Annotated in this window: 23 protein-coding genes and 1 tRNA gene; 13 read left to right on the plus strand and 11 right to left on the minus strand. The window is 67.8% G+C overall.

Annotation, left to right across the window (positions count from 1 at the left end; translation table 11 throughout):
- Positions 1-105 precede the first annotated feature (105 nt).
- Positions 106-780, minus strand: coding sequence for a halocyanin domain-containing protein (locus NKG96_RS06370; protein ID WP_254537661.1), 675 nt, complete (start codon positions 778-780; stop codon positions 106-108).
- Positions 781-988: 208 nt separating this feature from the next.
- Positions 989-1,255 carry an HAH_0734 family protein gene (locus NKG96_RS06375; RefSeq protein WP_254537662.1) on the minus strand — a complete coding sequence of 89 codons (267 nt, stop codon included), beginning with the start codon at positions 1,253-1,255 and terminating at the stop codon, positions 989-991.
- Positions 1,256-1,406: 151 nt separating this feature from the next.
- Here NKG96_RS06375 and NKG96_RS06380 point away from each other — a divergent pair, with 151 nt between their 5' ends.
- The 5 genes from NKG96_RS06380 (at position 1,407) to NKG96_RS06400 (ending at position 3,716) form a co-directional block, all read left to right on the plus strand.
- Entirely contained in the window at positions 1,407-1,691 is a 285-nt protein-coding gene (locus tag NKG96_RS06380) for a 50S ribosomal protein L44e (RefSeq protein ID WP_254537664.1), read from the plus strand.
- A 4-nt stretch (positions 1,692-1,695) separates the two neighbouring features.
- The gene (locus NKG96_RS06385) at positions 1,696-1,872 is read left to right on the plus strand and encodes a 30S ribosomal protein S27e (RefSeq protein WP_254537665.1); all 177 of its coding nucleotides are present in this window, start codon (positions 1,696-1,698) and stop codon (positions 1,870-1,872) included.
- A 107-nt stretch (positions 1,873-1,979) separates the two neighbouring features.
- Positions 1,980-2,780, plus strand: coding sequence for a translation initiation factor IF-2 subunit alpha (locus NKG96_RS06390; protein WP_254537666.1), 801 nt, complete (start codon positions 1,980-1,982; stop codon positions 2,778-2,780).
- 7 nt (positions 2,781-2,787) lie between these two features.
- Positions 2,788-2,970 carry an RNA-protein complex protein Nop10 gene (locus NKG96_RS06395; protein WP_254537667.1) on the plus strand — a complete coding sequence of 61 codons (183 nt, stop codon included), beginning with the start codon at positions 2,788-2,790 and terminating at the stop codon, positions 2,968-2,970.
- A gap of 5 nt (positions 2,971-2,975) precedes the next feature.
- Positions 2,976-3,716, plus strand: a complete 741-nt coding sequence (locus tag NKG96_RS06400) for a proteasome assembly chaperone family protein (protein ID WP_254537668.1) — start codon at positions 2,976-2,978, stop codon at positions 3,714-3,716.
- Here the strand turns inward: NKG96_RS06400 and NKG96_RS06405 are convergent.
- On the minus strand, positions 3,704-3,976 hold the full coding sequence (locus NKG96_RS06405; RefSeq protein WP_254537670.1) for a DUF8075 family protein: 273 nt from the start codon (positions 3,974-3,976) through the stop codon (positions 3,704-3,706). The genes NKG96_RS06400 and NKG96_RS06405 overlap by 13 nt on opposite strands.
- A 69-nt stretch (positions 3,977-4,045) precedes the next feature.
- On the opposite strand from NKG96_RS06405, the gene NKG96_RS06410 reads away from it, so the two are divergent.
- The 3 genes from NKG96_RS06410 to NKG96_RS06420 all read left to right on the plus strand — a co-directional run bounded on the left by NKG96_RS06410 (position 4,046) and on the right by NKG96_RS06420 (position 6,672).
- A complete protein-coding gene (locus tag NKG96_RS06410) occupies positions 4,046-4,657 on the plus strand; it encodes a J domain-containing protein (protein WP_254537671.1) in 612 nt (203 codons plus the stop codon).
- 4 nt (positions 4,658-4,661) lie between these two features.
- Entirely contained in the window at positions 4,662-5,360 is a 699-nt protein-coding gene (locus NKG96_RS06415; protein WP_254537673.1) for a metallophosphoesterase, read from the plus strand.
- A 130-nt stretch (positions 5,361-5,490) separates the two neighbouring features.
- Positions 5,491-6,672 (plus strand): Vms1/Ankzf1 family peptidyl-tRNA hydrolase, encoded by a 1,182-nt coding sequence (locus NKG96_RS06420; RefSeq protein WP_254537674.1) that lies wholly within the window; start codon positions 5,491-5,493, stop codon positions 6,670-6,672.
- A gap of 9 nt (positions 6,673-6,681) precedes the next feature.
- Here the strand turns inward: NKG96_RS06420 and NKG96_RS06425 are convergent, their stop codons facing one another.
- Positions 6,682-7,944, minus strand: a complete 1,263-nt coding sequence (locus tag NKG96_RS06425; RefSeq protein ID WP_254537675.1) for an NAD(P)/FAD-dependent oxidoreductase — start codon at positions 7,942-7,944, stop codon at positions 6,682-6,684.
- A gap of 92 nt (positions 7,945-8,036) precedes the next feature.
- Between NKG96_RS06425 and NKG96_RS06430 the strand changes: the two genes are divergently transcribed.
- Positions 8,037-9,209 carry a threonine synthase gene (locus NKG96_RS06430; RefSeq protein ID WP_254537676.1) on the plus strand — a complete coding sequence of 391 codons (1,173 nt, stop codon included), beginning with the start codon at positions 8,037-8,039 and terminating at the stop codon, positions 9,207-9,209.
- A gap of 264 nt (positions 9,210-9,473) precedes the next feature.
- Positions 9,474-10,100, plus strand: coding sequence for a LysE family translocator (locus tag NKG96_RS06435; RefSeq protein WP_368409292.1), 627 nt, complete (start codon positions 9,474-9,476; stop codon positions 10,098-10,100).
- A gap of 1 nt (position 10,101) precedes the next feature.
- Here the strand turns inward: NKG96_RS06435 and NKG96_RS06440 are convergent, their stop codons facing one another.
- The gene (locus NKG96_RS06440; RefSeq protein WP_254537678.1) at positions 10,102-10,803 is read right to left on the minus strand and encodes an HD domain-containing protein; all 702 of its coding nucleotides are present in this window, start codon (positions 10,801-10,803) and stop codon (positions 10,102-10,104) included.
- Positions 10,804-10,908: 105 nt separating this feature from the next.
- Between NKG96_RS06440 and NKG96_RS06445 the strand changes: the two genes are divergently transcribed.
- From NKG96_RS06445 to NKG96_RS06455, 3 genes are all read left to right on the plus strand, one after another.
- A complete protein-coding gene (locus NKG96_RS06445; RefSeq protein ID WP_254537680.1) occupies positions 10,909-11,649 on the plus strand; it encodes an alanyl-tRNA editing protein in 741 nt (246 codons plus the stop codon).
- 58 nt (positions 11,650-11,707) lie between these two features.
- On the plus strand, positions 11,708-12,436 hold the full coding sequence (locus NKG96_RS06450; protein WP_254537681.1) for a GNAT family N-acetyltransferase: 729 nt from the start codon (positions 11,708-11,710) through the stop codon (positions 12,434-12,436).
- Between the two features lie 170 nt (positions 12,437-12,606).
- The gene (locus NKG96_RS06455) at positions 12,607-12,813 is read left to right on the plus strand and encodes a DUF1328 domain-containing protein (protein WP_254537683.1); all 207 of its coding nucleotides are present in this window, start codon (positions 12,607-12,609) and stop codon (positions 12,811-12,813) included.
- A 142-nt stretch (positions 12,814-12,955) separates the two neighbouring features.
- On the opposite strand, the gene NKG96_RS06460 is transcribed toward NKG96_RS06455, so the two are convergent.
- From NKG96_RS06460 to NKG96_RS06485, 6 genes are all read right to left on the minus strand, one after another.
- Positions 12,956-13,059 (minus strand) — tRNA-Gln (locus NKG96_RS06460).
- A gap of 108 nt (positions 13,060-13,167) precedes the next feature.
- Positions 13,168-13,617: a metal-dependent transcriptional regulator gene (locus NKG96_RS06465; protein WP_254537684.1), complete on the minus strand. Its 450-nt coding sequence runs from the start codon at positions 13,615-13,617 to the stop codon at positions 13,168-13,170.
- Entirely contained in the window at positions 13,614-14,105 is a 492-nt protein-coding gene (locus tag NKG96_RS06470) for a ferritin-like domain-containing protein (RefSeq protein ID WP_254537686.1), read from the minus strand. The genes NKG96_RS06465 and NKG96_RS06470 overlap by 4 nt, the downstream gene beginning before the upstream one ends.
- A 160-nt stretch (positions 14,106-14,265) precedes the next feature.
- Positions 14,266-15,534 (minus strand): Fe-S cluster assembly protein SufD, encoded by a 1,269-nt coding sequence (gene sufD, locus NKG96_RS06475; RefSeq protein ID WP_254537688.1) that lies wholly within the window; start codon positions 15,532-15,534, stop codon positions 14,266-14,268.
- Position 15,535: 1 nt separating this feature from the next.
- Entirely contained in the window at positions 15,536-16,966 is a 1,431-nt protein-coding gene (gene sufB, locus NKG96_RS06480) for a Fe-S cluster assembly protein SufB (protein ID WP_254538123.1), read from the minus strand.
- Between the two features lie 27 nt (positions 16,967-16,993).
- Positions 16,994-17,914 (minus strand): ABC transporter ATP-binding protein, encoded by a 921-nt coding sequence (locus tag NKG96_RS06485; RefSeq protein WP_254537690.1) that lies wholly within the window; start codon positions 17,912-17,914, stop codon positions 16,994-16,996.
- Positions 17,915-17,956: the final 42 nt, after the last annotated feature.

Genomic DNA, 17,956 nt, shown 5'->3' on the forward strand with positions numbered 1-17,956 from the left:
CGTTCAGCGCGGTCGGCGCCGCTGAACGCCCGAGTGCTCGACAGTTCGAACCGGAAGAAAGGACGGCGAAATGTTACGAAAGTCGACGCGAGGGACCGCGTCGAGTTACTCGTAGTCTCCGCCGTATTTCAGGAAGAAGTACGCGAGGCCGAGCGTCGAGACCATCGCGATCATCGTCGCGATGCCGAGGGTCTTCGCGCTGTCGGCGACGACGGGTTCGGCCGAACCACCGCTGGCGGGTTCCATCGTGGGCAGGTCGCTGCCGATGGCGAGCGCGCCCTTCATCCCCTGGCCCTTGTGAGGGTTGCAGAAGTAGGGCACGACGCCGGTGGTGTTGGCGGTCCACTCGAAGGTGTGGCCCTCCTCGCCGACGATCTCGGAGGCGAAGTCCGCGCCGGACTCGGCCTCGACGTTGTGCGCGCCGCCCGCACCTGTCCACTCCCAGATGACCGTCGCCCCCTCGTCGATTTGGACCGCAGCGGGGGCGAAGGAGAGGCCGTCGTTGGCGTCCGCGCCGACCTCGATGGTCACCTCCGACTGGCCCGTCATGTCCTGCGTGCTGCCGGGACCGCCCCAGTAGGGCACGTCCGAGAACCACCCACCGTAGTCGATGGGACCGCTACTCCCGCCACCACCGCCGCCGCCCGAACCGTTTCCGCTCCCGTTTCCGCTCCCGTTGCCCTCCTGTGCGCTGGCGGTCGCACTCGCGCCGACGGCGGCGACGCCCGCCCCGCCCGCACGGAGGAAGCCACGGCGACTCAGGCCCGAATCTGTGTCCATGGTGGCCCTTGGAAACCGGGCTAACTGAATGCTTCGACTCCACTTTTTTCTTCGTCGGGTGCGCCTCCGGCGCACCGCTCCTCGAAAAACCTAGGCTGAAAATGGCCGACGGCTCGGCAGAGCCTCGCCGTCGGGGAACCGCGCTCGTGCTTCGCCCTCGCGCGGACGTTCGACTGAAAACGGAAGTGGTGTCGAGTGCTCGACGCCGTCAGATGGCGAGGTCGCCCTTCGCCTTCACGACCTCGATGGCCTCGGCCTCGACGTGGTCCGTCGGGAGGTGCATCGGGACGTACTCGCGCGTCTCGAAGGTCTCTCGCTCGTCGTCGGTCCCGATGGTACACCACAACTGGACGCGGTCCGGGCCGTGCCAGTCGCCCTGACGCTTGACCGAGAAACAGGTCACCTCCTCCTCGTCGTACTTGATGACGGCGTCCTTCCGGATGCCGGGGTCCCCGTTGATGATGAGGTTGCGCATGCGACACACTCGGACTGAAGGCCGGTTAAGCGCTTCGAGTTTTGGAGGCCCGTCGGGTCCCTCGCGCGCGACGTGCCAGTCTCCCGCACGGCGACGGCCTCCGAACCAAACCGGTTTTAAGCCGCGGTCCGATACTACCGACCAACCAACCATGCAGATGCCACGCCGGTTCAACACGTACTGTCCGTACTGCAAGACCCACCACGAACACGAGGTGGAGAAGGTGCGCTCCGGGCGCTCCTCGGGCATGAAGAAGGTCAACGACCGACAGCGCGCCCGTCGCGGCTCCGGCATCGGTAACAAGGGGAAGTTCTCGAAGGTCCCCGGTGGCGACAAGCCCACCAAGAAGACCAACCTCCTCTACCGGTGCAGCGACTGCGGCAAGGCCCACCTGCGCGAGGGATGGCGCGCCGGCCGACTGGAGTTCCAGGAGTAAGACGATGGCAGGGAACTTCTACCAGGTCAAGTGCCCGGACTGCGAGAACGAACAGGTCGTCTTCGGCAAGGCCTCCACCGAGGTCGTCTGTGCCGTCTGCGGTCACGTCCTCGTCCGCCCCGGCGGCGGCAAGGCCACCATCGAGGGCGAGGTCTTAGAGACCGTCGAGCAGCGTTCCTGAACCGCGCGACGCTCCCTTCTCGACGCGGCTACTCCCGACCAGCGGCCGCGCTCTCCCCGGACGGGCGTGACGGTGGATTTATTCGCGCCAGTCGGCTACCCCACCCTATGAAATACAGCGGTTGGCCCGACCCGGGCGACCTCGTCGTCGGCAACGTCGACGAGATAGAGGACTTCGGCGTGTTCGTGGACCTGGAGGAGTACGAGGACCGACGCGGCCTCGTCCACGTCAGTGAGGTGGCGAGCGGGTGGATCAAGAACATCCGCGACCACGTCACCCCCGGCGAGACGGTCGTCTGCAAGGTGCTGGAGGTCGACGAGAGCTCCCAGCAGATCGACCTCTCCATCAAGGACGTCAACGACCACCAGCGCTCGGACAAGATTCAAGACTGGAAGAACGAGCGCAAGGCCGACAAGTGGATGAGCCTCGCGTTCGGCGAGGACATGAGCGACGAGCAGTACACCACCGTCGCCAACGGACTGCTCGGCGAGTACGGGTCGCTGTACGACGGCTTCGAGCAGGCGGCCATCCACGGCAAGGAGGCCCTCGACGGGACCGACCTCTCGGAGGAGGAAATCGAGGCGCTCGTCGCGACGGCCCGCGAGAACGTCTCGGTGCCGTACGTCAACGTGACGGGCTACGTCCAGTTGCGCTCGCCGAACCCCGAGGGCGTCGACGACGTCCGCGCGGCACTCGAAGCCGCCGAGGGCAACGGCGAGGTGCCAGACGAGGTCGAACTGAGCGTCACCTACGTCGGCGCCCCCGAGTACCGCATCAAGGTGAAGGCCCCGAGCTACAAGGTGGCGGAGGACGCCCTCGAAGCCAGCGCGGACCGCGCGAGGGACGCCATCGCCGAACGCGGCGGCACCGCCCAGTTCCACCGCGAGCGCCAGCTCGAAGACGAGTAGTCAGCGGATGAAGAGCGACATCCGGGTCTGCGGGGAGTGGCGCGAGACCCACGAGCGCCCCGTGTACACGCTCTCCGACACCTGTCCCGAGTGCGGGGGGCGGGCGGTCAACAGCGCGCCCGCCCCGTTCGACCCGACGGACCGCTACGGCGAGTACCGACGTTCACTTAAGCGCCGCACCCGCGAGTAGCGGGTATGGACGAGTTCGACATCGAGCGAGTCGCCGACCCGGACCTCGACGAGCCGGTGCTCATCGAGGGGCTGCCGGGCGTCGGGCACGTGGGGAAACTCGCCGCGGAACACCTCCTCGAGGAGTTCGACGCCGACCTCGTGGCCCGCCTCTACTCCGAGCACTTCCCCCCGCAGGTGACCATCGAGGAGGGGCGCTCGCAGCTCGCCTGTGTCGAGTTCCACGCCATCCCCGAAGTCGACCTCCTCGTCCTCACGGGCGACCATCAGGCCCAGGACAACGCCGGCCACTACCGCCTCACCGACCGGATTCTCGACATCGCGGAGGACCACGGCGTCGGGCGGGCCTTCGCGCTCGGCGGCGTCCCCACCGGCGAACTCATCGAGGAGTACAACGTCATCGCCGCCGCCTCCGACGCCGACCTGAAGGAGGAACTCGAACCGATGGTCGAGTTCCGCGAGGACGAACCCGCCGGCGGCATCGTCGGCGTCTCGGGGCTTCTCCTCGGCCTCGGCGAGCGTCGTGGCATCCCGACTGCCTGCCTGATGGGCGAGACGTCGGGTTACCTCGTCGACCCCAAGAGTGCCCGCGCGGTCCTCGAAGTGTTACAGGACATCGTCGACTTCGAGGTGGGCTACGACTCCCTCGAGGACCGCGCCGAGGAGATGGAAGAGGTCGTCAAGAAGATACAGGAGATGGAACAGGGTGCGGCGCCGAGCGACGACGACCTGCGCTACATCGGCTGACCGTCCCGCGACCTCTCCACCCGCCGTTCCCGGCCGTCCCCCTCACAGAGCACCTCGCCCGCCTCGCTGTCGAGGTAGAACGCTTCGCCCGCCCCGACGGACGCGCCACAGACCGCACAGCCGTCGGCGTGGTCGATGGCGTACTTCGTGCCCTCCACGTCCGTCCGGAGTCGTCCCGCCTCCCGTGCGGGTCGGGTCAGTCCCTCGCCGATGGCCGTGTACTCCTCCCCGTCAGCCGCCTCGAACCTGATGACTGGCACGGGTGAGGAGAGGGCCGCCAGCGCTTTACCCTTCGTGAGGTTCTTGAGGGTACCATCCCTACCTCGCGTGTGAACACGGTGGCGCAGGCGGTACTGCCGAACTGGCTCTTCCTCGGGATACTCATCGGCATCGGCCTGAGCGTCTTCGTCGCCGGGGCGTTCGTCGTCGGGCGGCGGGCGTTCCCCGACCCGCCGTCGACGGGTCCCCGGCGGAGCGGCGAGACGCGTCGTCGCGCCGAGATTCGCCAGTACCTCCGCGCCATCGACGAACCGTTCGCGGAGGACCACGTCGTCGCCGGCGAGACGGTCGAGTTCTACCTGCCGCGACGCGACGTCGCCATCACCTTCGACCCGCGGGTGTTCTACGCCATCGAGCGCGGGTCCGCCTACACGTACCCCGTCCTCGTCGAACACGAGATGCCGGGAATGTTCCTCGGGTCGCGCCTCCCCTTCGAGACGCCGGACCTCGGGTTCGGCGACGGGGAGCGGGACGACGAGGTAGACCGGGATCGGGCCGCCTTCGCCGTCCTCGGCCTCCCGGCAAGTGCAAGCGAGAACGAGGTGCGGGCGGCCTACCGCGCGAAGGTCAAGGCCGTCCACCCCGACCAGGGGGGCGACCCCGACGAGTTCAGACAGCTTCAGGAGGCCTACGCCACCGCCCGCGAACAGGTCGCCGGGTGACGCGATGCCCGGGGGAGTCCAGTACCGCGACCGCGCCGTCTACCTCGAACCGGCGTCGACGCTCGTCCTCGCGGACCTCCACGTCGGCCGTGACGCGACGAGCGACGTCGCGTTCCCCGTCGGCGAGCGGCGCGACCTGACGGGGCGACTCGAGGCGCTGCTGGCACAGTTCTCCCCCGAGACGGTCGTGTTCGCGGGCGACGTCCTCCACTCGTTCTCGGAGATACCGCGGGAGACGCCCGAGACGCTGGCGGCGCTCCGGCGGGCCGTCCGCGAGGCCGGCGCACGCCTCGTCGTCACGCCGGGGAACCACGACACGATGCTCGCTTCGCTGTGGGACGGCCCGACCGCGGACGCCCACCGAGTCGGCGGCGACGAGGGCGACACCGTCGTCTGTCACGGCCACGCGGTCCCCGACGTGAACGCCGCCCGCTACGTCCTCGGACACGACCACCCGACCATCACCATCGAGGGGCGCACGCACCCTTGCTACCTCTGGGGCGAGCATCGAGGCAGCGAGGTGCTGATGCTCCCGGCGTTTACCCGCCTCGCGGCGGGCGTGGTCATCAACCGGATGTGGGCGAGCGACTTCCAGTCGCCGTTCGTGACGGACGCGAACGTCCTCCGGCCGGTGGTCGCGAGCGAATCGAGCGACGAGGTCCACGAGTTCCCCCCGCTCGGGGAGTTCCGTCGCCTGCTCTGACCCGTCCGGGAGGACGCTTCCTGTGCAAGCGCCGGCTTCACGCTCGAAGGCGCGGTACGACGGTCCACTGAACGGCGACGTGACGCGACGTCCCCGACGACCCGTCGCGCGTCCGCCGACGCACACCAGCATGCACACAGACTACGAACTCCACGAACGCATCCAGCAGGTCTCGGGCGTCGAGGCGGACACGGACCGACTCGTCACGCTCTCGCTCCCGGCAGGCGGGTCGCTCGCGGAGGCTCGCGAGCGCATCCAGTCGGAACACGCCGAAGCGGAGTACATCGACTCGGACGGCACCGACGCGCCGGTTCGCGAGGCCCTCGAACGCGTCCGGCGCGTCCTGGGGGAGTACGAGGAAACGCCCGCGAACGGCCTCGTCGTCTACGCGGGCGTCGTCGACGGCGAGGTGGCCGACTGGATCTTCGACGACCTGCCCGGGTCCGTCGACGCCTCGGTGTACGCCCAGGCAAACACGTTCGACGTGGGGCCGCTGGAAGCCGCCTCGTCGCCCGACGCAACCCACGGCCTCGTCGTGGTCGAACGCGGGGGCGGGGCGATCGGGCGCTTCGAAGACGGCGGAGTCGAACACGTCGAGACGGTCGAGAGCGGTGTCATGGGGAAGACGCGGGCCGGCGGGCAGTCCGCCGACCGCTTCGAGCGCAAGCGCGAGGAACAGAAGGAGGACTTCTTCGAGGCCGTCGCCGAGGCCGCCGCCCGCGCGTTCCTCCCCGCCGAGACCACCGGGAACGCCACGGAGGACGTAGCCGCCGCTGACGACGACGAGCGAGGCGGCGAACCGACCGTCGACTCCCTCCTCCTCGGCGGGACCGACGTGACCGTCGACCAGTTCCAGACCGGCGAGTTCCTCGACCACCGCCTGCGCGAGCGAGTCGCTGGCGGGACGTTCCCCGTCGAGTACGCCTCCGAGCAGGGGCTGCGTCAACTCGCCGAGAAGGGGGAGAGCCACCTCCTCTCGCCCGAGGAACGGGCCGCCCACGAGACGCTCGACCGGTTCTTCGCGGCGGTCGGCGCGTCGGGGGAGGCGACGGACGACGGCGGCGACGAAGGGACGGAGTCGGACCCGGTGGTCTACGGGCACGACGACGTGGCACAGGCCATCGAGTTCGAGGCCGTCGAGACGCTCCTCGTCGCCGAGTCGCTCTCCATCGAAGAACTCGGCGAGTACGAGAAGCGCGTCACTGACATCGGCGGCGAGGTGGTGGTCGTCCCCGCCGACGTCGAGCGTGGCGAGCAGTTCGAGACCGGCTTCGGCGGCGTCGGGGCGCTCCTGCGGTTCCCCGTCGAGTGAGCCGCCGGGCTACGTCTCCCGGTCGACGACCGCGTCTGCGACCCGCTTGCCGCTCTCCAGCGCACCGTTGATGGATGACCACTCGGTGTAGTCGCCGGCGAGATACACCGGTCCGTCCGGCGCGTCCACGGCGGGGAGGGTGTCCCGGAACCCGGGTGGCTGGGCGAACTGCGCGAACTCGACGCGCTCGGTCCGCAGGTGGGTCAACTCGTCGAAGTTCCGCACCGGGAACCACGCTGCCAGCGTCTCGCGGGTCCGCTCGGTGAGTTCCTCGTCGGTCGCGTCGGGCGTCCCGAGATACGTCGCCGAGAGCAGTTGCTGGCCGTCGGGGGCGTACTCGGGCGCGACGTCCGAGAGCGGGGCGACCTGGTTGGGCGCGTCGTCGACCGCGTTGAGGAGCAGGCGCTTGCCGGTGTCGAGGGGGACGTGGTCGGGCAGCGAGAGGTACTGGGTGACACAGCCGTTCGCCGCCTCGGGCGTCTCGACGCCGGTCAACTCGGCCGCCGACGCGGGGTCGGTCGCGACGACGGCCGCGTCGAACGCGACCGTCTCGCCCCTGAGGTCGACCGTCACGCCGTCGCCGTCCGGGCGGACCGCCTCGACGGTCACGCCGGTGTCGATGGACGCCCCCGAGTCGCGGGCGCGCGCGCCCACCTGCTCTGGTATCGCGCTCATCCCGACGGCGGGGACCGCGATACGTCCCGCGGAGAGCATCTTGAAGGTGTACTCGAAGACGACGCTCGACGTGCCGAGCGAGCGGTCGAGGGTGATGCCGCCGTAGAACGGCGCGGCGAAGTTCTCGACGAACTGCCGGGAGAACCCCCGCTCGGCGAGGTAGGACTGGATGTCCGTATCGGGGGCCGAGAGGATGGCGTCGACGTCCTCGTGTTCGAGTTCGCGCTGGAGGCGGAACGTCCGCAGTTTGTCGGTGAGGCGCACGTCGGTGTTGAACAGCGTCTCGGTCAGCGCGCCGGGGTCGCGGAGGGGGTCCGAGAGGACGCTCCGGTGGCCGGGACGGGCGATGGTCGCCCCCGGCGTGAACGTCCGCAGGTCGAGGGCCGCGTAGTCGAGTTCCCGGCGTGCGGCGGGGTACGCGGTGAACAGCACCTGGAACCCCCGGTCGAAGGTGAAGCCGTCCTCGTGGGTGGTTCTGACCCTGCCGCCGACCGTCGCCTCGCGTTCGTACAACTGGACGTCGACGCCCGCCACCGCGAGGTGCCGTGCCGCCACCAGCCCGGCGAGTCCCCCACCGACGACCGCAACACGTGTCATGGCCGACAGCACTCGCGGGGAGGGTATAAACACCGGCGGGCGGCGCGGGCGGAGACGGACACGGCTTAGTCGCTCGCGGCGCTAGCGCCGGTATGGACACGACGTCGGCCTTCGAGGGACTGGTCTGTCCGGGGACGGACGAGCACTTCGACGCCGGGACGAGCCACCACCCGGAGGGACGGCCGCTGGACGCGGTGTACGACTACGACTCGATGACGCTCTCGCGCGAGCAACTCGAATCGCGCCCCACGGGGCCGGCGAAGTACGCCGAACTGCTCCCGTTCCCGCCGGACGCGCGGTTCACGCTCGGCGAGGGAGCGACGCCGCTGGTCGAGGCACCGGCGCTCGCGGAGTCGCTCGGCGTGGGTCGCGTCGTCGTCAAGGACGAGGGGCGCAACCCGACGGGCACCTTCGAGGACCGGGGGCTAGCGCTCGCGGTGGCGGCGGCACGACAGCACGGCGCCGAGGACGTGGCGCTGGCGACGACGGGCGACGGCGGGCAGTCGGCGGCGGCCTACGCCGCGCGCGCGGGACTGACGAGCCACTCGTTCGTCCCGACCCGGTCGACGTTCGTCACGAAGGCGATGATAAACGTCCACGGCGGCGACATGCGCGTCGTCGAGGGGCGCTACCCGGACGCGGAGGCGGCCTTCGAGGAGGGGGCGGCCGACGAGGACTGGTACTCCCTGCAAGAGTTCGCGACGCCCTACCGTCACGAGGGGCAGAAGCCCGTGATGTACGAACTCCTCGAACAGCTGGACTGGTCGGTCCCGGACGCCGTCTTCTACCCCTTCGAGGGTGGGTCGGGCCTCGTCGGGATGCACAAGGGGGCACGCGAGTTCCGAGAGTTGGGACTCGTCGACGACGTGCCGCCGCTGTACGCCTGCCAGTCGACGGGCTGTGCGCCGGTCGTGGAGGCGTTCGAGGCGGGACGGTCGAGTCACGACCCGTGGGAGGTCCCGGACACCGTCTGTGGCGGCATCGAACTCCCCGACCCGGCGGGCGGCGAACTCGTCCAGACGGCGCTGCGCGAGAGCGACGGCGGGGCCGTCGCGACGGACGACGAGGACATCCTCGAGAGCGCGGCGGCCGTCGCCAGTCGGGAGGGAATCGAGATGAGCGCCTCGGCGGCGAGCGCGGCCAGCGCGCTCTGGTCGGTGGCCGACGAGTACGGCCCCGACGACACGCTCGTCCTCGTCAACACCTCCGCCGGGACGAAGGACGCGGACCTCCTGCGCAGTCACCTGATGGGACAGGGGTTCTGAGTCGGGAACGGTCGCTCGTGGGTGTCGTGTGGCGAACAGGCGGCGGGTATCTGTGCCGCTCGCGAGGCGTCGTGCCGCACAGTCGCTGTCGGTCGACTCGTCGCCGACCGCGACCGCCCCGCGTCGGTGCGTCAGGTCACGGCGGGGGTGGTCCCGCAACCGTACTTCAACCCTCGCGTCGCCCGACGCTTTCGGTGTGTTTTTCGGGCCGCCGCCCGGCAATGCGGGTGAATGGGAGTCGCCGTCACCTTGCTCGCGGGCGTCGTGTTCGGGTTGGCGCTCGCCGCCCCGCCGGGCCCGATGAACGCCATCATCGCCGAGGAGAGCGTCGTCCGCGGCTGGGACGCCGGCGTGCGTGCGGGCTTCGGTGCGATGCTCGCGGACTTCTGTTTCTTCCTCGGTGCCCTGTTCGGCGTCGTCGCGTTCGTCCAGCGTTACCCGCTCGTGCGGGGGGCGATGGTCGGCGTCGGCGGCGTGTTGATGCTCTACTTCGGCTACGGGGCGGCGAGAGAACTGGAGAGTGGTTTCCGGGCCGAAGGGGCCGACGGCAAGGGCTTTCGCAAGGCGTTCGTCCTCGCCATCACCAACCCCTATCAGGTCGTCTTCTGGCTGACCGGCGGCGTCGCCCTCCTCGCGCCGGGGACCGTTGACGTACTGGAACCGCTCTCCGGTGCGCTGGCGGACCTGCTCGTGGTACGGACCGGAAGCCCGGCGCTCCTCGTGGGCCTGTTCGGCGGCATCGCCGTCTGGGTGGTCGGGTTCCCCGCGGCGCTCGTGGCCGCCGAGCGCCGCATGGACGCCCTCGCGCCCGTCGTCGCGGGCGTCAGCGCCGTCGTCCTCGGCGGGTTCGGCGTCTACTTCCTCTACGACGCGCTGATGACCGTGTTATAGGTTACCGTTCGTCCTCGGTGGGGTCGTCGATGGACTCCATCTCGACGACTTCGCTCTCCAGCCACTCGCAGAACCAGCGTACGCGCTTGAGGCGCTGGTGGGCGATGCTCTCGGCCGTCTCGGACTCGATGCGCCGGACGGCGTCCTCGCCGCGTTCGAGGACGCGCTTGACCATCTCGGAGGCGTCCATGTGCGTGCGGGCCTCGTAGCCCATCCGCAGGAGCATCAGCGTCGTCCCGTTGGCTCCCACCTTGTCGAGCAGGTCGGCCTCGATGAGACAGCGCGTCTCGAGGGGGAGGTCCGAGAGCGGTCCCTGATAGGAGTGCTCCTCGATGGACGTACAGACCTCGTCGACGAACGACTCGGGGTACTCGCAGTGCGCCTCGAGGTACTCGCGGGCGACGCGCGCGCCCTCGTCGGCGTGGACGTCCTGGTCGGCCTCCAGTTTCGAGATGTCGTGGAACAGGGCCGCGACGCGGACGACGTCCATGTTCGCCCCTTCCCGGCGGGCGATGCGCGTCGCCAGGTCGACGACGTTCAGGATGTGGTTGAACCGGTACTCGGCGGAGTGCCACGGGTACCAGCGCATCCGACCGCCGCCGTCCTCGCTCTCGACGCTGGCGGCGAGGTAGTCGTGGACGAACCGTTTCATCTGCTCGAAGTCGGCATCCGTGACGGGCGACTCGCGGATTTCAACCCCCACGGTACCACCTCCGAAGGGCGTGCTCGTTCATATTGGCCGTAAATACTACAGTTCGAGTCTTGAGGCTTACGACAGGTAAAAACGGACCGACATCCTCGAACGACTATGGCAGAGGCCCGCTACCTCACGGACTCGTCGGTTCGGCGCTTCGAGGCGCGTGTCGAGCGAACGCTCGACGACCGGGTCGCCCTCGACGGGACGCACTTCTACCCCGAAGGCGGCGGCCAACCCGCCGACCGGGGAACCGTGAGCACCGAGGACGGCCGCTGGCGGGTCGTCAGCGTCCAGAAGCGAGACGCCATCTATCATACCCTCGAACCGGTCGACGGGACCGTCGGCCTCCCCGAGGAGGGGGCGACGGTGACGGGCGAACTCGACTGGGAGCGCCGCGCGGCGCACATGCGATATCACACCGCACAGCATCTCCTCTCGGCGGTTCTCCTCGACCAGTTCGACGCGCCGACCGTCGGGAACCAGTTGTACGCCGACCGCGCGCGCATCGACGCGGGCTACGAGCGCTTCACGCCCGAGGACCTCGAACGCGTCGAGACCCGGATGAACGACATCGTCGGGCGGGACCTCGCCGTGACGTGGTACACGACGGACCGCGCGGAGGCGGAGGCGACCCTCGACTCCGAACGGACGCGAATCGACCTCCTGCCCGAGAGCATCACGGACCTGCGAATCGTCGAGATCGCCGGCGAGGACGGTGCCGACGACCCCTTCGACCGGACGGCCTGCGCGGGGACGCACGTGACGACGACCGCCGACCTCGGGCGGTTCCGCGTGACGGGGCGGAGCACGCAGGGCCGGGAGGCCGAACGGCTCTCGTTCGTCCTCGAGTGAGGGGACTGCCGGGAACCGCCGCGCGTAGCTTTATTTTCTCGGCGGGTGACGACGTGGTATGGAAATCAGAGCAGCCGAGCAGCGCGACGTGGAGGCGGTACGCGAACTGTCGCTGCGGTCCATGCAGGCGTCGTACACGCTCAGCCCGCAGACCATCGAGGGGGCCGTCAAGCAGTGGTACGACGACGAGGCCTTCGAGGAGAAACTGAACGACCCGGACGCCGTGTTGCTCGTCGCGGAGGAAGACGGCGACATTCGGGGGTTCAGCGAGGCCGTCCTCGTCGCGGAGGACGGCGACGGCGACATGAACTGGCTCCACGTCGACCCGGACTACCGCGGGGAGGGCATCGCTCGCCGCCTGTTCGACGCGACCCGCGAGCGTCTCATGGACAAGGGGGCCGCCCGGATGCGCGGGCGCGTCCTCCGCGACAACACCGCCGGCAACGAGTTCTACGAGCACATGGGGTTCAACCGCGTGGCGGACGGCTCCATCGACATCGACGGCACCGAACACGTCGAGAACGTCTACGTCGAGAGCGAACCCGAGGAACTCGAACCCATCTCCATCGACGGTCGGGAGCTGTTCATCGACTACAACGACTCCGACCGCGCCACCCTCGCGCCCTTCCTCGCGGTGTACGCGGACGCCGGCCGCGACGAGCGCTACGGCTACTACTGTACGAACTGCGAGGGCGTCGACGTCGCCGTCGACACGATGGGCCGCGTCGAGTGCAACGAGTGTGGCAACACGAGCAAGGCGACGCGCTGGGACGCGGCGTACCTCTGAGTCCACCCGACGCCGGAATCTGACGGCCCGCCGGACGCTACGCCGAATCGGCTACACTGTTTATCTCCTCGGCTCGCCTCTATGAGACTCAGGTCGAACGCGTGTTATGGCGGCTGACTCACCACCGTGAGTCGCGACGCCCCCGACACGGTCGCCCGAAGGTGAACAATATGTTCCAGACCATGACGAACGCGTTGATGGCGCTCCCGATGCAACTCGGCACGGGCAACTTCCTGTACTTGGCGGTGGTGTTCTTCGTCATCGCCCTCGTCGCGGCCCTCGTGGGCTTCCGCGGCGTAGCCGGCATCTCCGCCAGCGCGGCGCGCCTGTTCGTCGTCGTGTTCCTGGTGCTCGCGGTCATCTCGCTACTCCTGTAGCGCGTGACCCGGCCCGGAGCGACGAACAGTGAGACGAACGACCCGACTTTTCGAACCCGATCCCTGAGCGATCACCCCGTCACGCCAGTAGGCGCGTCGGCACTCCTGTTCGGCGTCGGGCAGATGAATAATTTATTTGTCATAGTCCCGGGCGGATTCGAACCGCCGTCAGCGGCTTTCTTTCGAGAGCGCTCGTGACCGCTCGCGTCCAAAGGCCGCTATGATTGGCCACTACACCACGGGACTTCGCGGTGCTCGTCCCGTCTACCTCGCCGTCCGGGCGACGGCTCCTATCACGGGACTGCAGTGGGAGATACCCGGGGGTCGCACTTCAACGCTTCGAGGTGGCCCGCTTCAGTCCGCCAGTTCCGAGTCGGCCGCCTGCGGGTACTCCACGTCGAGGAGGGCGCAGACGTCGCCCTCGGGGTCGAAGCAGTCGGGGCACTCCGACTCGCGGTTGATGATGGTGTCCAGTCGCTCGGCGACGGTGTCGTCGATGACGCTCTCTAGCTGTTTGGCCTCCGCACGGAACTCCTCGACTTCCAACACCTCCGAGAGGAACCGCTCGATGATGCAGTACGTCTGGAGGGCATCGCGCGCCCGAACGATGCCCTCGTTGGTGAGCGAGACGCCCTTGTACTTCTCGTGGTCCGCGAGGCCGCGTGCCTCGAGCTTTCCGATCATCTCGTTTGCGCTCGCGGGACTCACGTCCAGCAGGTCTGCGACGCGACCCGTCGATGCGGGGGCGTTCTCCGACTCCTGGACGAGGTAGATGGCCTTGAGGTACTGGTCTGCCGTGTTCATTCGCGTTCCTCCATCAGTCGGGTCACCTTCTCCACGCCGTCGGCCTCCTCCGCACGGATGTCGCTCAGCACCTCGATGACGCGCTCGCGGTCCACGCTGAACTGCGCGTCGGAAGCTTCGAGCGAGGCGATGACGTCGTCGTAGAACTTGTACGCCGTCTCCTCGTTGCACAACTGGTCGTAGAGGACGCCGTCGAAGTCCTCCGGCTTCGTCTTGCCGTACTGTGCCTCCACGAGTGTCTGAATCTGCTCGAAGGGGACCCGCTCGGCGTCGAGGGCGTCCACCAGTGACGCCAGCGCCGCGCGGTGCTCCGCGGACTCCTCGGCGGCCTCCGAGAGGAGGTCGCGCACGTCGTCGTCGAGGGCATCGTCGTCGAGCGTCTGGGCGTGCTTGTGCGCCCGGGCCTCGACCACCTCCTCGAGGACCATCCCGATCTGAAGGAGTCGGGCCAGTTGGTGGTCACTCCCGACCGGTCGCGTGACGCTCATCGCGGGCGACGGACGGGGGGGTCGGCGGACGGTTCGGTCATACTCGAACTGTCGCGTGCGCACAGTTAAGTCGTTCCCTCGTCCGACCACGGCGCCGAAAAGCGGTCGCTGTCGGTCGGTTGCGTCCGGGGCGAAAAATCGACGACAGACGGAACGGCGCTTACTGTTCGCGGGCCTTGAGACGGTCGCGGATGCGACTCTGCAGGTCCTCGCGCAGTTCGTCGACCTCGATCTCCTCGAGGACGGGCACGTAGAACCCCTCCACGAGCATGTTCTTCGCGAGCTGTTCGGGCACGGCACGCGAGGTCATGTAGAACAGGTCCTCGGCGTCGACCTGTCCGACGGTCGCGGAGTGGCTGGCCTCCGTGTCGTGGTTGTTGATGATGAGCTTCGGCGAGGCGTCTGCCTCGCTCTCGTCGCTCAGCATCAGCGTGTTCTCGCGCTGGTACGAGGAGGTGTCCCAGGCGTCGCGACCGACGTTCTGGACGCCCTCGTACACCGAGCGCGCGCGGTCGTCGATGACGCCGCGCGTGACGAGGTCCGCGGTGGTGTGCTCGGCGTTGTGCCACACCCGCGTGTCGATGTCGAAGTGCTGGTCCTCGTGACCGTAGAACGCCCCGATGAGTTTCGTCTCCGAACTGTCGCCGTCGAGGTTCGCCTCGACGGAGGACTTCGTCAGCCGGGAGCCGATGTTACAGTCGATGACGTTGACCGTCCCGTAGGTATCGACGGTCGCCTTCTTCAGCTGGTAGTTGTACGTCGTCCGGTCGAGGTCCTGCAACGAGCCGTACTGGACGTAGGCGTTCTCGCCGCCGACGACCTCGACGATGCCGGAGTAGTAGCGGTTGCCGGTCCGCGAGTCGGCGTCGTCGTCGCTCGCCCGGCGTCGCTCGGGCGTGACGGCCGCGCCGCCGGTCTCCTGGCGTTCGAGGATGGTCACCGAGGAGGACTCCTCGGCGACGACGAGCGTGTAGTTGAACAGCGACCGGGAGTTCATCGTCGTCCGGACGGTGACGTCCTCCGCGTCGACGCCCTCCGGGACGTAGATGACGGTGCCCGTCGAGAACAGCGCCGTCGAGAGCGCCGTCAGGTAGTTCGTCTGCGGGTCGACGACGCTCCCGAAGTGCTCCTTGACGAGGTCCTCGTGGGAGTCGAGGGCCTCCGCCATCGAGAGCACCTCGACGTCGTCGGGCCCGACCTGGTCTTTCTCCTCGGCGGCGTTCAGCGGGTCGACGAACGACTCGAAGTCGAGGTTCGCGAGGTTCGTCCACTGACGACCGGGCGTGCGGATGACGTCGGGGAAGTCGAGGTCCGCCAGTGCGTCGAGGGCGTCCAGACGGGTCTGGAGGAGCCACTCGGGTTCGTCGAGGCCCTCGCTGATCTGTCGCACCTGTTCTTCCGTGAGGTTGGCGTGTATCTGCGTGCTCATGTTAGCCCAGCGACCCCTCCATCTCGAGTTCGATGAGGCGGTTGAGTTCGACCGCGTACTCGATGGGCAGTTCCTCCGTGATGGGTTCGATGAACCCGGCGACGATCATCTGCTTGGCGTCGTCGTCGTCCAGTCCGCGCGATTGGAGGTAGAAGACGTCCTCGTCGCCGATCTTCCCGACGGTGGCCTCGTGGGCCACGTCGACCTTCGACTCCTCGATCTCCATGTACGGCATGGTGTCCGAGGTGGACTCGTTGTCGAACATCAGCGCGTCGCACTCCACGCTCGTACTGGAGTTCTCGGCGCCGTCCGCGATGTGGACGAGGCCGCGGTAGTTCGTGCGGCCGCCGTCCTTCGAGATGGACTTCGACTCGATGGTCGACTTCGTGTTGGGCGCGTTGTGGTACACCTTCGCGCCGGTGTCGATGTTCTGGCCCTTCCCGGCGAACGCGATGGTGATGTGGTTGTCCGTCGCGCCGGGGCCCTTGAGGATGGTACAGGGGTAGAGCATCGTCGCCTTCGACCCCATCGACCCGGAGACCCACTCCATCGTGGCGTCCTTCTCGCAGATGGCGCGCTTGGTGTTCAGGTTGTAGGTGTTCTTCGACCAGTTCTGCACGGTGGAGTACTGGACGTGGGCACCCTCCTTGACGAACACCTCGACGCCGCCGGAGTGCAGGTTGAACTTGCTGTACTGCGGGGCCGAACAGCCCTCGATGTAGTGGACCTCGCTGTTCTCCTCGGCGATGATGAGCGTGTGCTCGAACTGGCCCATCCCCTCGGAGTTCATCCGGAAGTACGCCTGGATGGGCATCTCGACGGTGACGCCCTCGGGGACGTAGACGAACGACCCGCCGGACCAGACGGCGCCGTGGAGTGCGGCGAACTTGTTGTCGCTCGGGGGGACGCACTTCGTCATGAAGTACTCCTCGACGAGGTCTTCGTGCTCCTGGACGGCCTTGTCCATGTCACAGAAGATGACCCCCTTCTCCTCCCACTGCTCTTGCATGTTCTGGTAGACGATCTCGGACTCGTACTGCGCACCGACGCCCGAGAGCGCGTTCTTCTCGGCCTCGGGGATGCCCAGTTTGTCGAACGTGTCCTTGATCTCGTCGGGGAGGTCCTCCCAGTTGTCGGTGCCGCCGCGGGTCTCGATGTCCGGGCGGATGTAGGGGACGATCTCGTCGATATCGACTTCCGACAGGTCGGGCTGGCCCGGCCAGTCGGTCGGCATCGGCATCTCCTGGAACTGTCGGAGGGCGCGCAGGCGACGGTCGAGCATCCACTCGGGTTCGCCCTTGTCTTCGGAGATGACGCGGATGGTCTCCTCGTTGAGACCCATCTCGGTCTTGAACGCGGACTTCTGCTCCTTCTTGAACTCGAAGCGAGCTTCGGTGTCCGTCTCTTTGAGGTGGTCTTCGGAACTCATGATGTAATGTGGGTTGGGACTGTGGACTTATCAGGCTGTCTCGTACACTTCCTCGCGGACCCAGTCGTACCCCTTGTCCTCTAGCTGCTCGGCGAGTTCGGGGCCGCCGCTCTTGACGACCTTCCCGTCGAGCATGATGTGGACGTGGTCGGGTTCGACGTAGTCGAGGATGCGCTGGTAGTGCGTGATCTGCAGGATGCCGGTGCCCTGTTCGTCGCGAAGCGCGTTGATGCCCGTCGCGACGTCCTGCAGGCGGTCGATGTCCAGCCCGGAGTCGATCTCGTCGAGCACCGCGATGGACGGCTCGAGGATGGCGGCCTGGAGGACCTCGTTTTGCTTCTTCTCGCCGCCGGAGAAGCCGGCGTTGAGGTAGCGCGAGGCGAACTTCTCGTCCATGTCAAGCTGCTCCATCTTCTCAGCCATCAGCTGCTGGAACTCGGAGACGCCGACGGCACCGTCGTCGACGTTCCCCTCCATCGGTGAGGTGTCGTAGCCCGAGTCCTCTTCGTCGTCGGCCTCCGCCTCCTCGCTCTCCTCGTCCTCAAAGAGCTCTTCGCGCTCCTCGAGTTTGGCGTTCAGGGCCGTCCGCAGGAAGTTGACCATCGTGACCCCCTCGATCTCGGCGGGGTACTGGAAGGCGAGGAACACGCCGAGGGCGGCGCGCTCGTTCGGCTCCAACTCGAGCAGGTTCCACGTGCGCTTGTCCTCGGGAATCTCGAAGTCCTCGCCGAAGTCGCCCTCCTCCAGGTGGATGAGGACCTCGCCGTCGGTCACCCGGTAGGCCGGGTGGCCGGCGATGACCTTCGCCGTCGTGGACTTCCCGGAGCCGTTGGGACCCATCAGCGCGTGGATCTCGCCGGACTCCACCTCCAGGTTCACGCCGTTCAGAATCTGCTCACCGTCTTCCTCGTTGACCTCCGCGTGAAGGTTCTTGATTTCTAATCGTGCCATAAGGAGCACCAGTCGGGTTCGTCCATCACTCGGGTCGTGGGC

Source organism: Halomarina litorea, from assembly GCF_024227715.1.
Classification (GTDB): domain Archaea; phylum Halobacteriota; class Halobacteria; order Halobacteriales; family Haloarculaceae; genus Halomarina; species Halomarina litorea.

Excerpts from the sequence above, each read along its gene's own strand:
- NKG96_RS06370 (WP_254537661.1), bottom strand. The coding sequence starts at position 780 with ATGGACACAGATTCGGGCCTGAGTCGCCGTGGCTTCCTCCGTGCGGGC.
- NKG96_RS06375 (WP_254537662.1), bottom strand. The coding sequence starts at position 1,255 with ATGCGCAACCTCATCATCAACGGGGACCCCGGCATCCGGAAGGACGCC.
- NKG96_RS06380 (WP_254537664.1), top strand. The coding sequence starts at position 1,407 with ATGCAGATGCCACGCCGGTTCAACACGTACTGTCCGTACTGCAAGACC.
- NKG96_RS06385 (WP_254537665.1), top strand. The coding sequence starts at position 1,696 with ATGGCAGGGAACTTCTACCAGGTCAAGTGCCCGGACTGCGAGAACGAA.
- NKG96_RS06390 (WP_254537666.1), top strand. The coding sequence starts at position 1,980 with ATGAAATACAGCGGTTGGCCCGACCCGGGCGACCTCGTCGTCGGCAAC.
- NKG96_RS06395 (WP_254537667.1), top strand. The coding sequence starts at position 2,788 with ATGAAGAGCGACATCCGGGTCTGCGGGGAGTGGCGCGAGACCCACGAG.
- NKG96_RS06400 (WP_254537668.1), top strand. The coding sequence starts at position 2,976 with ATGGACGAGTTCGACATCGAGCGAGTCGCCGACCCGGACCTCGACGAG.
- NKG96_RS06415 (WP_254537673.1), top strand. The coding sequence starts at position 4,662 with ATGCCCGGGGGAGTCCAGTACCGCGACCGCGCCGTCTACCTCGAACCG.
- NKG96_RS06420 (WP_254537674.1), top strand. The coding sequence starts at position 5,491 with ATGCACACAGACTACGAACTCCACGAACGCATCCAGCAGGTCTCGGGC.
- NKG96_RS06425 (WP_254537675.1), bottom strand. The coding sequence starts at position 7,944 with ATGACACGTGTTGCGGTCGTCGGTGGGGGACTCGCCGGGCTGGTGGCG.
- NKG96_RS06430 (WP_254537676.1), top strand. The coding sequence starts at position 8,037 with ATGGACACGACGTCGGCCTTCGAGGGACTGGTCTGTCCGGGGACGGAC.
- NKG96_RS06445 (WP_254537680.1), top strand. The coding sequence starts at position 10,909 with ATGGCAGAGGCCCGCTACCTCACGGACTCGTCGGTTCGGCGCTTCGAG.
- NKG96_RS06450 (WP_254537681.1), top strand. The coding sequence starts at position 11,708 with ATGGAAATCAGAGCAGCCGAGCAGCGCGACGTGGAGGCGGTACGCGAA.
- NKG96_RS06455 (WP_254537683.1), top strand. The coding sequence starts at position 12,607 with ATGTTCCAGACCATGACGAACGCGTTGATGGCGCTCCCGATGCAACTC.
- NKG96_RS06465 (WP_254537684.1), bottom strand. The coding sequence starts at position 13,617 with ATGAACACGGCAGACCAGTACCTCAAGGCCATCTACCTCGTCCAGGAG.
- NKG96_RS06470 (WP_254537686.1), bottom strand. The coding sequence starts at position 14,105 with ATGAGCGTCACGCGACCGGTCGGGAGTGACCACCAACTGGCCCGACTC.
- sufD (WP_254537688.1), bottom strand. The coding sequence starts at position 15,534 with ATGAGCACGCAGATACACGCCAACCTCACGGAAGAACAGGTGCGACAG.
- NKG96_RS06485 (WP_254537690.1), bottom strand. The coding sequence starts at position 17,914 with ATGGCACGATTAGAAATCAAGAACCTTCACGCGGAGGTCAACGAGGAA.